This is a genomic window from Bacillus sp. OV166 (genome assembly GCF_900177675.1).
GTDB lineage: Bacteria > Bacillota > Bacilli > Bacillales > Cytobacillaceae > Neobacillus.
The window spans coordinates 2,608,221-2,622,490 of sequence record NZ_FXWM01000001.1 but is presented as its reverse complement, the minus strand read 5'-3'; the positions used below and the strand labels follow the sequence as shown (position 1 = coordinate 2,622,490).

The following is a 14,270-nucleotide window of genomic DNA, read 5'->3' as shown; positions in this document are numbered from 1 at the left end:
TCACCTCCTACAAATACCTCTCCGTAAACTCAGCGGTAAAGGTAGCCTCTGTATCGTCGGAATTTACCTTTACCTGGGTCTCACCTTCGTTAATCGGAAAAAACGTAGAGGCAACGTCCACTTCTTGCATGAAAGGTTCCCCATTTAACCACACGCTGCTATCTGATAAATCTACCTCAAGCTCATCGCCTGCGCTGAAAATCGCTGGAACATCGATCACAGTGTCTGTATTATGCTTTAGCACCTTTAAGTCCGTGACGCGCATACGTTGAACGACGGGAGTAGTGTCATACTGAGCATAATGAATGACGATATACGATAAAGCTGACGTAGTAAATGTATCGTCTTTATCATAAAACGTCTTTTTAATCGGTTTCGTTTTCTTACCATTTACTACTCGCGAAACTTCTGCGTACCATTTATCGCCTATACGTGAAAGCACGAACTCGCCATAGAAGTCGTTGTAAGTTCCAACATGTGACGGATACAGCCACTTTGTAATGGTCTTATCATACACTTGTAACTTTCGTCCAACCTTTAAAGCGTCCGTAGTCCGTGATTTATTGAGCGTTGCCAGGTCCTTTGCAGACATATGAAACTGTTTCGCTACTGACGCCCAAGTATCGTTCTTCTTTACGGTGTACGACTTATACGTTTTCTGTAGCTTTTTCTTACCCGCGGGTGCTTTCGGCTCACTTTCAAGAAACGTTGAATTTCCAATGAAGATTTCCGGAACATTAAACTCATATTGCGTATATGAATCTCGCATAACCATTTTGCCAATCTTGCCGCCAGATTGATTAAATAAGTAGATTTCGAGACGCCCAACCCTATCCCCATCAAGTTTGGAAGTACCGTCTTCAGACGTAAAGTCAATTCTAGCTTTTACTTCGAAATTTTGGACTATTTGTGATAAGTCTTTGCGAACGGCTGGACCGTGCCATATCTTAGCGCCGGCAGTGCCAACTCCATAGTTTGATGCTGAGATACCGTCATCTACTGAGATAACTGAACCTGTGTTTATGCGTCCGCTGTCTAAAACATCCCCCGCATTTGCCCATCCGCTTGTGCTCGTCATTGCATCGTTTAAGATAGTTTGCGATTTTGGCAGCACGATTTGGTCAGGGTCGCTCGGATTCCCCACTAAGATAACTCCATCGGGACTAATGAACGAAACGAAAGTGGCATCATTTTCGAAATTAACCGTGAACTTTGGAAAGGTTGCGGTCGTCCCATTATTAACGAACATGAACATATTAGCGCTTGGTACGATGGTTTTCGCATCTGTACTATAAGCAAACGGGTCTGGGCAAAGGAAGGTAAGAGTACCTGTACCAACTCTCATAAGATCATTAGTCATATCGGTGTTTCCGGACAAGATAGCATAATTCAGTTTGTTAGGTTCATCAGAAATAATTAGTTCCGTGGGTTCTTCGATATCTAGGCAATATGCTAAAAATCTTATTGTATCCATGTACTCCGTTGCCGTTTTTGCGATGACAGTGAGATCTAAACTTATTTGTCTAACTCCGTATCTTGCGCCTGTAAAATACGCTCCGTGCCGAGCAGGAATAGAAAGCAAAGATATTTCGCGCGGGGGGAGAATGCTTCGGTGAACTTTTTGAATGCGAAAATAATCACTAATTTGAAAACCACCTAATGATGCTGTTCTCACGTTACTCCCCCCATTCGATTTTCCCTTACTCTCAATATATCAAGCGCGTTGCTAATATCGTCAATGGTTGCTCTTACAAACTCTCGACCATTTATTATCATGTTAACGTCCCGGCTCGCTAATTTTTCAATCGCATTGACTAAAGGTTGTAAACCGTTATTATCCTGAACAGTTTTAGGTAATGATGTTGTTCTAGCCCCGCGCATATCCACAAGCTCTCTTCCCCGTTCGCCAACTAGAGCGATGCCTGAAGCAAGAGCCTCGCCACCATTTGCCAGCATTGGAATGTTCCAACTTCGTAATAGTTGCTCCGATTGCCGATTAGGAATAACCTTTGCGCCCCTTGGGAGGTACGTTAATTCAGGACCATTTTCCCCAACCCAAGCAAGCCCTCCCGGTGCGTTTCTTGTGCCCCTTGCAAAGCCCGGAATATTAATCCCTGACATTTTCTCAAATGCTTTAACTGCACTTTTAAAAGAATTGGAAATGGATGCGCCAATACTTATAGTCTTGCTGGCACCTTTACCCGCCTCCTGGTGGATAGCATGGGTTTTTCCATAATCAGTGGCATTTATTTCTTTTTTTGCATTTGCATTTGCTTCGTTACTGATAATTTTCGCTTCACTATATCCGTCGCCAGTAAATTTAATATTTTTCACTTCTGACGCAGAAAGAACCTCAGACATTTCGCCAGCCTTACTCGTTCCATCTTCGATTTTTTTATTAACTGTTTTCTGTTCACCTTGTATTTCTTGGATTGACTTTTTAGCAGTTCGGTATTTATCAAGAGATCCGTCAAGGTTTTGTAATTCTTTTTTTTGTGCTCCATCCAAATCGCCGTATTTACTTTGGATTCTTAGTAATTCAGCTTTACGGTCCACTGTTTTCTTAATGGCCTGGTCTAATTGGCTAATGCCTTCTTGACCTTTGGTGTTAATTCCTGCTTGTGCTAACTGAAGATTAATCATTTCATCAAAAAGGGCTTGAGTTTTGGTAATTTGTTCGGTAGTTTTATTGACTGCTTTTTGCTTTTCCTGAACCTCAGAGGCGATAGAATTAACGTTACCATTTTGGAGATTTACTTCTTGTTCTAGAATCAAAATTTGAGATTTCATCCCGTTTGCTAGTTGATCCTGTCCAGCCTTGTATAAATCTTGTTGTTGCTTTTTCGCCTGCTCTAATTGATATTCTTTAGCAGCAGCTACGATCTTTGCATTATTTAAATCAATGACCCTTTTGTTTAACTCATCTATGCCATTAATTTGGTCACGAATGCTTTGATCTAATTTCGCTTCTGCTTTTGTTTTTTGTAATTCTAATTCTAACTGAATATTTTCTCTTAATTTATTATTTGCCTGGTGGAGGTCGTCCGCATTCGTGAGGATTTTATTCCCTTGATCGGAAAAAGCTTGCCCTACCGTTGGAGCTTTTTCTATCAATTTATCGTTAAGACTTAGCATTTCTGATAACTGTGCATTCGACAATCCTGATTTTTCTCTTAGATGTTCCGCTTCATCTTTTAATTTCCCTATTTCTTCTGCGGATTTCGCTGTTTTTAATTCGCTTTGAATGTCCCGAAACCGTAATAATTCATAGTTTGAGAGGTTGTTTTTATCGCGTAATTCCTCGTATTTTCCGGTTAATGTTTCAAGAGATTGTTGCTGATCGATGAGTGATTTTGTATGATCAAGATTTACATTGGTAGATTCCTTGGCACCATTTTTAAAAGCTAACACTGCTCCTGTAACAAGACCTACACCAGCAATGGTTAGACCAACAGGTCCAGCAAGTGCTGTAAGTGCTCCAACTAACCCTCCTGCGCCTGCAATGGCTGTAGATGCCGCCCCAAAAGCTGTTACAATTGTACCTACTGAACTAACGAGAGTGCCAGTTATGACTAATACAGGACCAACCGCCGCCGCAATCCCCGCGATAGTAAGTATTGTTTTCTGACCTTCAGGCGTTAGTTTCTGGAACTTGTCAACTAAACCTTGAATAGTGGAGGACATTTTTAAAACTGCAGGTTTAAGTGTAGTACCAATAGTGATAGCCGCAGTTTCAATCGTTCCGCCTAATTCATCTATGGCACCTTTTAAATTGTCTTTCATTTTATCTGCCGCTTCTTTAGATGCCCCTCCGCTATCCTCTAACGATTTTGTCATCTTATCAATGGTAGACGGTCCAGCTTTCATAAGTGACAGCATGCCCGATACCGCTTCTTTACCTACAAGAGCAGATATAGTTGCCGCCTTTTGCGTTTCGGTTTGACCTTCCATTGATTCTGTTAAATTCTCAATTAACTTAGAAAGTCCAACGAAATTCCCCTTAGCGTCAGTTATTGCTACACCCATTGTGTTCATTCGCTTAGAGTTTTCTTCAGAAGGATCTAATAGTCCTAAGAGTGCCCCTCTTAATGTTGTACCAGCACTTGATCCATCCATCCCCGCATTGGTCATAATTCCTATAGCTGCTGACGTTTCTTCTAATGTCATCCCCAGTGCTGCAGCTGGTGGTCCTGCATATTTCAAAGCATATTGCATGTCGGTTAAACTCGCAGCTGATATGTTAGCTGTTTTCGCTAAAATGTCGGCTACCTTAGTGGCGTCAGTTGCTTTTAAACTAAAGATATTGAGCGAGGACGCCATTACATCTGCAGTTTGAGCCATATCTGACCCGGATGCTTCGGCAGCAGCAATGACACCAGGCATTGCCCCAATGACTTCATTCGCTGTAAAGCCCATAGCGGCCATGTTTTCCATACCTAAAGCTACTTCTGATGCTGATTTTGACGTGTTCGCACCTAAATCAAGAGCAGTTTTAGAGAGACTATCCATATCCTCAGATGTAGCACCCGCAATGGCTCCTACTCTGTCCATTTGGGCCTCAAATTCCATCGCAGTTTTAACGGATGCTGCTCCAATTCCTACGATTGGCAAAGTGACAGAGGCGGATAAATTCTTTCCAATATCTTGCATCTTACCGCCAACCGCTTTAAACCTGTCTCCCGCGGCGTTTAATTGCTCGCCTAATTGATGCCATCTACCCGACTGCAAAGTGATTTGCTCATTCACATCTCTTAATCTGGATTCTGTTGTTCGCATGCCCGCTTGAGCGTTATTATAAGCAGCCAGCATTCGTTGGGTAGCTGCGGCATTTTCACCCTGCGTAGTTCTTAACTGCTCATATCGACGCCTAAGAAAATCAACTTTTTCTTGCTGTGCTTTTAATGTGTCTTCTAAATACTTTGATTTAGCCTTAAGGCCATCCATGCTTTTACCAAAATCGGCGATTCCTGCTCCGGCTAATTTAAACTCCGATTGAGCAATTTTTAATCGGTTACTTACGTCCCTCATACCACTTTTAAATTCGGCGTTGGTCAAACTCATATCAATATGCAAGGATCCAATTTCTTCGGCCATATAAATCTCACCTCCTAAAACACGTCGTCAATAAATCCCACTTTGTCTTCCGCTACGCTAGCCATTAACTCAAAATAAAATTCAATGTCCATCTCATCTATTTCATGAAGTTTATATCCAATTTTCATAAGATCCTTATACATTTCTTTTATCGCTTCATAAGGATCCGTTAATCGTTTTTTGAGGTGTCGGTCCCGCCTTGAATACTTTTTGTGCCACGATCAATAACCTCAAAAAATACACCCTGCAAAGCCGGTAATATCCCGTCTAACGGCATTCCATCCCACACATCGTCAGGAGTAAATTGACTATTAAAAACTTCGCAAACAAAATCGACTAGTTGATCTGTTACCTCTTCGGTTATCTCTCCTCCTTCGTTAAACACTTTGTTCATTTTTAAGGCTTTTCTAAAAAGACGGCCCTTTACAAAAGGTACTGAAAAGGTTTTTTCTTTATCTTCCATAAACAATTTAAACTGCATATCCTTTCCCTCCTAAATAAATAAAAAAGGAGTAAGGACATTATCCCTACTCCGATGTTTGTTCTTAAACTGTTGTAAATTTTGTTACACTAGGTGATGCTAATGCATTACCCGATACATCTTGAACCCCTTGAGTAGCAATCGCCATGTATTGAGTAGCGGCTGTCAAGTTGGTGCTTGGTGTAAAGGTGACGATCCTTAGAGTAGCATCTAATACGAGTGTTCCTGCTACTTGAGCTGAGCCGTCCGCTTTTTGGACCAAGAAATTTCCTTTGTTTACAGTGCTTGCTAAGATTGGTTCGTTGAATGTCCAAACAACGCTAGATCCTACTGCAACCGTTGTAGCATTATTAGCAGGAACAATTGTTACTGTTGGCGGAGTGGTATCAAGAATTTGTTCAACGGACGTAAACCAATTTGCTCCAGTAGCTGGAACATAACTTGAAAGATCTTCGTCTGTGACGCGTTGCCATTGCCCGTCATAATCCCTTTTCATAAAAGTACCAGCGATTTTAGGCGTTTGAACAGAAGGCTTATCTTCCTTCGTTTTATCTTCTTGTCCTGGCAAATCAAATTTACCTTTTAGTAGCCACATATAACGGTACTTCCCATTACTCTTAGAAGACCGATATCCGATCGCCACATAAGGAGGAATATCCGTATCCTTTTTAATAAGAACCCCGCCGACTATTGAATGCCCGAGTAGGGCAGCTTGAACATCTAGAGGTAAATCCTTTGTTTCCAGTTCCAAACCGATCGTCCCAAGTTGATTGATTTGTTCACTCGGACCGTCATCTGCATAAACCGTAAGCGATTCGCTAGAAGGAGAGATTTTTGCGTTGATAAGACCCGCGATTTTAATCGGTGCACTATACGCTACCCCAGTACTATCATCTTTTGTTTGAACTGCATAGTATAAATCTTTTAAGCCAACGATTACTGGCATAATAAAGCCTCCCTATTGAACAAAATTAAATCGTAAAACCTTGTGATATATCTTTGTATCGTTCTCGTAAAATTCTGTTTCGTTTGTTCGCCGAAAGCCTATAGCTTGTAAGCTATTTTTCACTTGATCTACAAGATTGGTATAGTCATTTAAGGACCATATATCAACCTGTATTGAATGTGCGGTCATTTCTTCTGAATCGTCCGCATTTAGTGCTGATTGCTGATTAAATTCAAAAAACGTAATACGTGGAAAAATGGAACCCGAATAGGTTAAGAAGAATGTTGGAGCGAATGGTCTTAATGTTGTAATAATTAAATTGTTTAAACTCATAAGCCCAACTCCCGCCTAATCACTTCTGCCATCTTTTCCTTTGCTGCTTCTTTTTTTCGCTCAAATGACGGTCCCATAAATGGCTGTGCCGCCATTTTTGAAGTCCCGAACTCCAAGAAATGCGCATGAAAATATTCGATACCTGGTCCGATAACTGCTTTGTCATCTTTTATGTTAGTAATGATCCCGTCCGCCATGTGGTCATGGTTTATGTTACTCCGTTTGGTATTGCTCTCAATCTCAGCCCGAATAACTTCAACGCCTTCTTCAAGCGCAGTTTTCTTTACTGCTTCTGCCTGTTCTCCTATCTGTTCCAAACGTCGTAGCAGCTCGTCCATTCCGGTAAAGGTTATTTCACTCATTGGATTTCGTCCCTAATGGAATTTCGTCATAGGCCTGGCACACCAGCTCAGTCATTTTGTCTTTTTCATAGGTTCGGGTGACTTTATACGTTTTGTCTTTTTCATAGGTTCTAATAACCTTATACATTTTCGATTTATATTCAATATATTTTTGAGATTCATATTCAAGCGTTAAAACCTCAAACATAAGCTCAAGTGAAAATCCACTTTGAGAGGCTAAATAAAATTCACTGCTTCTAATACTTCCTTTTTTAGCAAAGACCGTTTTCCTGCTTTTTATTGAGAGTTGAGGAAAACCATTATCGTTGGTCGATTCTTCTAATTCCAACAAGTCGATTACGATGTCTAATCTCATTACGTCACCTCGCTATCATAGGTGAGTTGGTTAATAAGTGTATTTAAGGCCGGGGAAAATCTAACTTCACCTGGACTCGTCTGCCATAAATCAGCTACGCCCATAACGATGACACCAACAGCAAGGTCATCCTCCATTTTTGCATCAGATACGCCGGCATTTTTCATATATGATTTAATCGCTTTAATCTTTTGATTTAACAATCCATCAAATACATTGCTGCCTTCTGATATGCCTAGTCCTTTTTTGCACTCGATTAACAATTCATAATTCTCCACTCTATCACCTCAAAAAAAGAGGTGGTGGGAGAATACCCAGTCACCTCTAAATTTTTAACTACGCGCCTTTTTTGACGATAACTACTCCGTTTGGATCAATGAGTTTACCGTCTGCAATAAGAATTGCTTTGTCAACCCATTCGTTTGTATCGTGATCAAAATAACGGTACATAGTCATTTGCATGTTGCTGTTGAAACCGTAATTCTTAAGGTCAACATAGACAGCAACGACATCAGCAACAGCTGCAGTATCGTAAGGTACGATAATATCATCTTCCACTTGAACAACAGCTTTACCACCGAATCTTTCTTGAGGGCCGTCTGCAATTCCGTAGTTTGTACGTCCTACAGGCTGACCCTGTGTATCTACCATTCCATCAATATAGCCTTCAAACGTGCCAGAAGCCATAAAGAATGAAGCACCCGCTTTGTAGCTTAGGGGCATTTTAGCAAACACTTTCTTCTTCCAGGCATCCCATTTAGCAAAATCAGTTGATGAAAGAGTAACGATTTGAGCAGCCGGTACGCGTGTATCTTTTGTAATTCCTAACGGTGTTCCCGTACCTGTTCCGTTAAGGATAGAAGTGTCCAAAGCTTTTACCACTGCCTCAGTAATAAGGTCAGTAATAGTATTTTCAAAACCTGCAAGATGAACAGTATCAGCCAATAAAGAAACGGAAACTTTACATTCTAGGCCGTAGTAGCTGAAAGAAATACTTGTATTCGCTTGAACCTTTTGTTTGTCAGATACTGCTGACTCTCCAATCCAAGTCGCTACAGGTTTTAGTGACAGAATTGGGATTGTCATACCGCCTTTGACATTTAACTTTCTCACACGGCTAAAAAGTTGACCATAAGACGTAACTTTTCTAATGACCTCGTTCAAGATTGTGGATGGGATAACAGCAGAGATATCACCTGTTCCAGTCATTGCATTAGCACGAAGTTCTGGAGTGATAGTTCCTGTTCTTGCGAACTCCATGAAAGCCCTTCTATATTCAAGCGTAGCATAACGATCTTCAGGTTCTTCAGAACGTTGTTGTGCAGGTGCGCCCGCGCCTAAACCAAAGGTAGCTAACGGATTCATTTGTCCAGCAGGTGTCATCCTTTGCTCAATTACTGGAGGTGTAACTGCAGGCGCGGCAGGTGCAGCAGCTGGTTCAGCAGGAATGGCTTCTAACTGAGCACGAAAATCAGCAATCTCACCGTCCAAGCCCTCGATTTGTTCGCCAATGCTACGTACTTCGTCGATGTTCTGGCTTTTCTTTGCCTTTTCTTTTAAACCTGATCTTGCTTCTTCTTTTGCTTTGATTTGTTTTAATAACCAATCTTTCATTTATAAACACCCTTTCAAATTATAATAGTTGAATTTTTAATTTTTCTAATGCTAATAGCTGCTCGTTTTGAGAGTTATCCAACTCTGACCTGGCATTCTCCAATGCCATCGCCGCATTATCCAATACGGCTTGATCACGTGCATTTATGTCAGTCCCGGCATAAGCAGGGAAATTGACCGCAGAAACTTCTCTTACAGTTTTAATTTTTGATATATACCTGGTTGGCATATCGGTATCTAAATTAGTCCATCTTTCTTCTTCTACATAAAACATAAAAGACATCCCATCGATGTCTCCTCTGCTTACTGCACTATAAAGGCTTTTTGCTTCTGCATTATTTTCAGTGTCTAACGTCGCTTTAATAGACAAGCCCTTGTCATCCACTTTCAGCTGCATTGTAGAATTGCCGTTGTTTCTCCGGCTTCTGGCCAGTGGCAATTTTCTCAAGTCGTGATTGACACAAAAAAGAACATCATCAAAGTTGGTAGAGTCGAAAGCCCCTCGTTCGATAATTTCATAAAACCATCCGCCTATGTCGGTTTTCTGGTCATAGACAGCAGGATGTCCTTCAATCGAATTAACATTTTCATCCCCGATTGCTCTCAGATCTTGAATGCCAAAACTACGAATAACCGGCTCTGACTTGAGTGGTATCAGTTTATTATTTTTCCCCATTTCCTTTCCCCTCCGTTCCCGTTGCCCCTGCCTGCTTCAATTGATAGTTAGCAGCAAGGTTCACGTCGATATAATTGAGTGATATGGTTCTTTTATCTCCACCCTCAATAGGCGGGTATCCAAGTATCGCGAGCTTTTGATTGTCCGTTAGTAGCCCTTGCTCACCAGCAGTTTTAAGTAAATTTAGTTTTGCGTTTGTACTTAGGTACATCATGTCTTTTTGATAAAAGACGATCTCATTACCTACATCTAGTTCTCTATTAGAAAATAAAGTTTTACTAAATGCCTGCCCTAAACTGATTATGATAGGCTCTAATGTTTTTTCATAAAACGCTTGATACTGTTCATCGTTAAAATCGCCGCTTAGAATCGGGACAGAAACACCGTAATAGTTTAATATTTTGTCCTGCAAAAATTGCAAGGTGTCCTTGTCGATTATTTTCGGGTCCACTTTGATATCTTGATATTCGTTTTTCAAATCCATTGGCAGTATTCCGGATTCACTGTTCCTCATAGATGTTTCAAAACGTTTACGTTCCTCTTGCTGTTTCGCATCATCAAGCATGGTATTGATCTTTATAATTCCCCGAATAGAGAAGCTTGTTTTTATCCCCTTTTCCAATCCTTGTAATACGGTATCATTGATACCCAATACTTTTAGGATGGCTGAGTTGTCTGGTTGACCGCTTAATCCACCGCCCATGATTTCACTTACGGAAAACTTTTTACGCAAGTGAATGATATCTGAGTATGCAAGCGTATAATCATATCCGCTAGAAAATTGAAGCTTCACAAAAAGAGATCCTGTCTCATCTTGTAAAAATGTAACTTGAGTCGGATTAACCGGGTAAAATCCAGTGTACTCTTTTCGCGTCTTCCCATCCGCCCCAATGACGACGTCGTAAGTCGGATAGATAAAAGAATTGTAATTCATGTAAAGGAGCCAAATTATTTTTTCAATAAAATCCTTTGTTGTCATCAACTCATTCGGGGAAAACTTAAAAAGCCGGTTGATGTTGCTCTTTACGTTTGTTTGCATATCGTTGGTATCTGTCCGAATATGTTTGGGCATGAGTTTACTGCATTCTGTCGCAATAATATCTATGCACGTCTGAACAACATCGGATGCGTAAACATCGTTACCAAACTGGCTAAAAACGGGAGCGTAGCCGTTTAGCATTTTTGCGTATTGCATGCTTTTATTGTTCTTGCTTGAAAAGAAATTCTTTAATCCCTCCATTAATGCCAAGTGATCACCTCCCTACCAGCGAAAGAAACTCAGTTCGATTATCAATATAAATCTTATATCCAATGATCATCGTAACCGCGCCATCTATTTTTTTATCTTCCTTGCCCTGGACTTTAACCGGCATAATCTCCTGCTTCGAATTCAAGTTAAGAGCCGTATTCTCCAAGCACCATTTATCGATTGGGTTATTGCCATAGTTCACGAGGTTACTTTTCAGATCCGCCTCAACCAACTTCATCGGTTCCGACATGCTGCCCCATTCTTGAGATACCCTCTGGCAATCGAATCCGTAACTCTCCATTTCTTTGGCCCAATAGGTTGCGGACCACTTATCGTAGCCAACTTTATAAACCCTGATGCCATATTCCTTAAACAGCTTAATGAACCACGCAGTCACGAGACTAAAATCGTTTTCATTTCCAGGTGAAACGGTAATGAGATCCTGTCGAATCCAATCCAAAAACATGGCCTTATCCTCTTTGTTTAAGTCGTCCAACTTTGACTCCGGGATAAAGTATTTCTGGAGCATGTATTTTTTTTGACTACCTGGTTTCATCATAATGACTCTTGCACTTGCCAAGTCCCCCGATTTAGATAAATCAACTGCACCGATTGCAAAGGAATTTCGAAATTCATCAATGGTTAGAGTCTCTTCATTTTTGATGTCTTCAGGCGTCAACCAGGCAGTAGCATTATTCTGCTTAATATTAAAGTCCTTCGACAAAACAAAGACGCGCATAGCCTTACTTGTTTTGGCCTCGTCAATCATTTTACGAAGAAAGCTCCGCTTTTTTATCACGCCGAGGCCCGGATTAGATTTTGCCCAGGAGTTTTCATCCTGCCAAACTTCTTGTTCACTATCCTGCGTGTACATCCATATTAGCCAACGCGGTCTTTCTAATTCACCACTCAAAACTTGTCGTGCCTCTTTTAATCGGCCGTCCAAATACCCGTCATTGACTACGCCCTCAGTGGTCAACTCAATATATAGAGGTTCATCTTGTGTAGACACTGCCTGGCGAATTGGCATAACGGATGTGTTATCTTTCAACTCATGTACTTCATCTACAGCGCCGACCTTAATGTTTTTTCCTTCTTTGGCGCCCGTTTTCGCTGAGATTTTTTTGATTTGCCCTTTATTTTTATAGCTAAACTTACCTGTGTGTTTTGGTTTTTTGGGGTTACCAAAGAAAATCCCTTTGATATTGCTTCTTGTTACATTTACGAGGGATTTACTTTCCTCGCGCATGGAGTTAATGGCCTGAAACATCAGGTCAGCTTGTTCATAATCATTGCTGGCACATAAAATCCGAGTGCCCATCTCTCCACAAAAAAACTCAGCTAGACATTCCGCTGAGATAAGTGGAGTTTTTCCGTTTTTTCGGGCGACTAAAAAAAGGACGTCCTGGTATAACCTTACCCAGCGCCCAATTTCCTCGTCAAAAATCTTGAAAATGTAGGTTGCTTCGATGAATGCCTTCTGGAATAGCTCTAAAAGAAACGGTTTGCCCGCAAAAGGTGCTTCAAAGTGTTTGCATTTGGTCTCGATAAAATTGATTCTTTTATTGGCATCGCCGAAATCAATCTTTATATCAGGATTATCGAAATGCGTGAGCAAAACATCCAGCATCTGCATGAGTTCCTGGCCGATAATTATTTCACCTGACTTGCACTTATTGATGTACTGCAGCAGGTAAGAGTGCGGTAAAGCGTTTTGCATCATTCAAAATCACTCAGATCGTCTTCTTCTTCAATCATATTTTTGCTTAATACCCCATTCAATGTCTTAATGACAACCGAATAGCTATTAATATTTTTAAGATACTGTTTTCCTGCTTCGGTAGGTTTCTGCAGCTCGGGATATTCTGGATGTACCTTGACCATCCCGGTTTTAGATATGACCTGTTTTAAAACGTCATTTTCAGCTTTTAAAAAGGCAGCATCTTCGATAAGCCCTTCAACCAGCTTTCGCTTTGAAACATCCACATCAGCGAATATTTCGGTCAACTTCGCCAACTCTTGTCGATAAACTTCGCTTTTTGACACAGCTCAAAAAACCTCCAGCGTTTTTCAAATTTTTCGGTTTGTGCACAAAATGAGTCCCCTCCTCGGTCCCTGATAAATTTGTAACCTTTTTAAGATGGGGGGGCTAAAATTTTTTGCGTTTAACTAAACGACCTTGTAAATTCAAGTTTGAAAACTTCTAGTGCTTCTTTTGCCAATGCTGCAGGATCCTCTGTACCCTTAGCTATGTCTTCTAAGACTTCTCTAACTAACTTATCCTGTTCGACATGCGCCTTCTCACTGGCGATAACCGGATGCTCCTCCTTAACGATTTTATGGATCAGCTCCAGTCTTTCTTTTACATTTTCTTTTGTTATGATTGGTGATACAACTACTGGCTGCTCTTCAGTTACTTGTTCTGTAGTATTGATTAGTTCATCTGCTATTGTTTTCTTTGACATATTAAACACCCCTATACTGTATATTGTTCAAACCATTTATTGATATAACCTTCCCATTCATCCTGCCTATAGATCCTGTCCTGGTCCATGTTCAATCGCCTTAGACATTCCTCTTTGCTTACATCACAGAAGATGATCTCAGCACCTAAGTCATTGGCCGACTTCTCGCGCTTATACTTATCCGCGTATCCACCAACTACCCAGGCAGTAGTCCACTTACCATATCGAGTTTTAATGTTATCGATTAATTGATTGTGGATTCCTATAACATTACTAAACAATTGGTCCGGCTTATCATAGCTTGGCAGCATGGTGATAGCTTCATAGAGTCTGTCCATATCTACGACAATATCCCCTCGACTAATGTAGTTCTGAACATAGTTCTTCTTCCCAGACATCGGCGGACCATACACAAGATAGACTTGCTTAGTTGCCCTATGCCCAAAGCGGTTGTGCTCCTTGTTATGGCAATCGAAGCATACTAGATCTACTTGGTCAGGATTCAAACTGATCGTGTAGTCATGGACATTCTCAGGAGTCAGCTCTATCTTATGGTGACCAATGAGGTCTCTTGATCTGGCAATACGTTCGCCACACCTAGAACACTTAGTGCCTCGCTCATTGATTAAGCCTAAGCGGAAGTTTATCCACTTCTCGGAAGCATAGAAAGATTTTAATACTGCATACTTAGCCAT

General features: G+C 40.9%; 16 protein-coding genes. All 16 read right to left on the bottom strand.

The genetic code is table 11. The features are described 5' to 3' along the window. Positions 1 to 7: 7 nt before the first annotated feature. Positions 8 to 1,675, bottom strand: coding sequence for a distal tail protein Dit (locus tag CCK98_RS12555; RefSeq protein ID WP_179195785.1), 1,668 nt, complete (start codon positions 1,673 to 1,675; stop codon positions 8 to 10). After that, positions 1,672 to 5,094: a phage tail tape measure protein gene (locus CCK98_RS12550; protein ID WP_088086894.1), complete on the bottom strand. Its 3,423-nt coding sequence runs from the start codon at positions 5,092 to 5,094 to the stop codon at positions 1,672 to 1,674. Before CCK98_RS12550 ends, CCK98_RS12555 begins: the two co-directional genes overlap by 4 nt. 14 nt (positions 5,095 to 5,108) lie before the next feature. Beyond that, entirely contained in the window at positions 5,109 to 5,237 is a 129-nt protein-coding gene (locus CCK98_RS36230; RefSeq protein WP_256942329.1) for a hypothetical protein, read from the bottom strand. A 26-nt stretch (positions 5,238 to 5,263) separates the two neighbouring features. After that, positions 5,264 to 5,575 carry a phage tail assembly chaperone G gene (gene gpG / locus CCK98_RS12545; RefSeq protein WP_088086893.1) on the bottom strand — a complete coding sequence of 104 codons (312 nt, stop codon included), beginning with the start codon at positions 5,573 to 5,575 and terminating at the stop codon, positions 5,264 to 5,266. A gap of 64 nt (positions 5,576 to 5,639) precedes the next feature. Next, positions 5,640 to 6,521 (bottom strand): major tail protein, encoded by an 882-nt coding sequence (locus tag CCK98_RS36225; RefSeq protein WP_256942328.1) that lies wholly within the window; start codon positions 6,519 to 6,521, stop codon positions 5,640 to 5,642. A 12-nt stretch (positions 6,522 to 6,533) separates the two neighbouring features. Then, positions 6,534 to 6,854 (bottom strand): hypothetical protein, encoded by a 321-nt coding sequence (locus CCK98_RS12535; RefSeq protein ID WP_088086892.1) that lies wholly within the window; start codon positions 6,852 to 6,854, stop codon positions 6,534 to 6,536. Further along, positions 6,851 to 7,216 (bottom strand): HK97-gp10 family putative phage morphogenesis protein, encoded by a 366-nt coding sequence (locus CCK98_RS12530; protein WP_088086891.1) that lies wholly within the window; start codon positions 7,214 to 7,216, stop codon positions 6,851 to 6,853. The genes CCK98_RS12535 and CCK98_RS12530 overlap by 4 nt, the downstream gene beginning before the upstream one ends. Then, positions 7,209 to 7,571, bottom strand: a complete 363-nt coding sequence (locus tag CCK98_RS12525) for a hypothetical protein (protein WP_088086890.1) — start codon at positions 7,569 to 7,571, stop codon at positions 7,209 to 7,211. Before CCK98_RS12525 ends, CCK98_RS12530 begins: the two co-directional genes overlap by 8 nt. Then, on the bottom strand, positions 7,571 to 7,849 hold the full coding sequence (locus CCK98_RS12520) for a hypothetical protein (RefSeq protein WP_088086889.1): 279 nt from the start codon (positions 7,847 to 7,849) through the stop codon (positions 7,571 to 7,573). The genes CCK98_RS12525 and CCK98_RS12520 overlap by 1 nt, the downstream gene beginning before the upstream one ends. A gap of 58 nt (positions 7,850 to 7,907) precedes the next feature. After that, positions 7,908 to 9,185, bottom strand: coding sequence for a phage major capsid protein (locus CCK98_RS12515; RefSeq protein ID WP_088086888.1), 1,278 nt, complete (start codon positions 9,183 to 9,185; stop codon positions 7,908 to 7,910). A 19-nt stretch (positions 9,186 to 9,204) separates the two neighbouring features. Then, positions 9,205 to 9,861 carry an HK97 family phage prohead protease gene (locus CCK98_RS12510; RefSeq protein WP_088086887.1) on the bottom strand — a complete coding sequence of 219 codons (657 nt, stop codon included), beginning with the start codon at positions 9,859 to 9,861 and terminating at the stop codon, positions 9,205 to 9,207. Beyond that, complete coding sequence (locus CCK98_RS12505) at positions 9,848 to 11,101, bottom strand: phage portal protein (protein ID WP_088090390.1); 1,254 nt, start codon at positions 11,099 to 11,101, stop codon at positions 9,848 to 9,850. Before CCK98_RS12505 ends, CCK98_RS12510 begins: the two co-directional genes overlap by 14 nt. Positions 11,102 to 11,114: 13 nt before the next feature. Beyond that, entirely contained in the window at positions 11,115 to 12,833 is a 1,719-nt protein-coding gene (locus CCK98_RS12500) for a terminase large subunit (protein ID WP_088086886.1), read from the bottom strand. After that, positions 12,830 to 13,156 carry a hypothetical protein gene (locus CCK98_RS12495; protein ID WP_088086885.1) on the bottom strand — a complete coding sequence of 109 codons (327 nt, stop codon included), beginning with the start codon at positions 13,154 to 13,156 and terminating at the stop codon, positions 12,830 to 12,832. The genes CCK98_RS12500 and CCK98_RS12495 overlap by 4 nt, the downstream gene beginning before the upstream one ends. A gap of 119 nt (positions 13,157 to 13,275) precedes the next feature. After that, entirely contained in the window at positions 13,276 to 13,575 is a 300-nt protein-coding gene (locus CCK98_RS12490; protein ID WP_256942327.1) for a hypothetical protein, read from the bottom strand. An 11-nt stretch (positions 13,576 to 13,586) separates the two neighbouring features. Further along, positions 13,587 to 14,270, bottom strand: a complete 684-nt coding sequence (locus CCK98_RS12485; protein WP_088086884.1) for an HNH endonuclease signature motif containing protein — start codon at positions 14,268 to 14,270, stop codon at positions 13,587 to 13,589.

Excerpts from the sequence above, each read along its gene's own strand:
- CCK98_RS12510 (WP_088086887.1), bottom strand. The coding sequence starts at position 9,861 with ATGGGGAAAAATAATAAACTGATACCACTCAAGTCAGAGCCGGTTATT.
- CCK98_RS12535 (WP_088086892.1), bottom strand. The coding sequence starts at position 6,854 with ATGAGTTTAAACAATTTAATTATTACAACATTAAGACCATTCGCTCCA.
- CCK98_RS12525 (WP_088086890.1), bottom strand. The coding sequence starts at position 7,571 with ATGAGATTAGACATCGTAATCGACTTGTTGGAATTAGAAGAATCGACC.
- CCK98_RS12500 (WP_088086886.1), bottom strand. The coding sequence starts at position 12,833 with ATGATGCAAAACGCTTTACCGCACTCTTACCTGCTGCAGTACATCAAT.
- CCK98_RS36225 (WP_256942328.1), bottom strand. The coding sequence starts at position 6,521 with ATGCCAGTAATCGTTGGCTTAAAAGATTTATACTATGCAGTTCAAACA.
- CCK98_RS12490 (WP_256942327.1), bottom strand. The coding sequence starts at position 13,575 with ATGTCAAAGAAAACAATAGCAGATGAACTAATCAATACTACAGAACAA.
- CCK98_RS12550 (WP_088086894.1), bottom strand. The coding sequence starts at position 5,094 with ATGGCCGAAGAAATTGGATCCTTGCATATTGATATGAGTTTGACCAAC.
- CCK98_RS12530 (WP_088086891.1), bottom strand. The coding sequence starts at position 7,216 with ATGAGTGAAATAACCTTTACCGGAATGGACGAGCTGCTACGACGTTTG.
- CCK98_RS36230 (WP_256942329.1), bottom strand. The coding sequence starts at position 5,237 with ATGTATAAGGATCTTATGAAAATTGGATATAAACTTCATGAAATAGAT.
- gpG (WP_088086893.1), bottom strand. The coding sequence starts at position 5,575 with ATGCAGTTTAAATTGTTTATGGAAGATAAAGAAAAAACCTTTTCAGTA.
- CCK98_RS12505 (WP_088090390.1), bottom strand. The coding sequence starts at position 11,101 with ATGGAGGGATTAAAGAATTTCTTTTCAAGCAAGAACAATAAAAGCATG.
- CCK98_RS12485 (WP_088086884.1), bottom strand. The coding sequence starts at position 14,270 with ATGGCTAAGTATGCAGTATTAAAATCTTTCTATGCTTCCGAGAAGTGG.
- CCK98_RS12515 (WP_088086888.1), bottom strand. The coding sequence starts at position 9,185 with ATGAAAGATTGGTTATTAAAACAAATCAAAGCAAAAGAAGAAGCAAGA.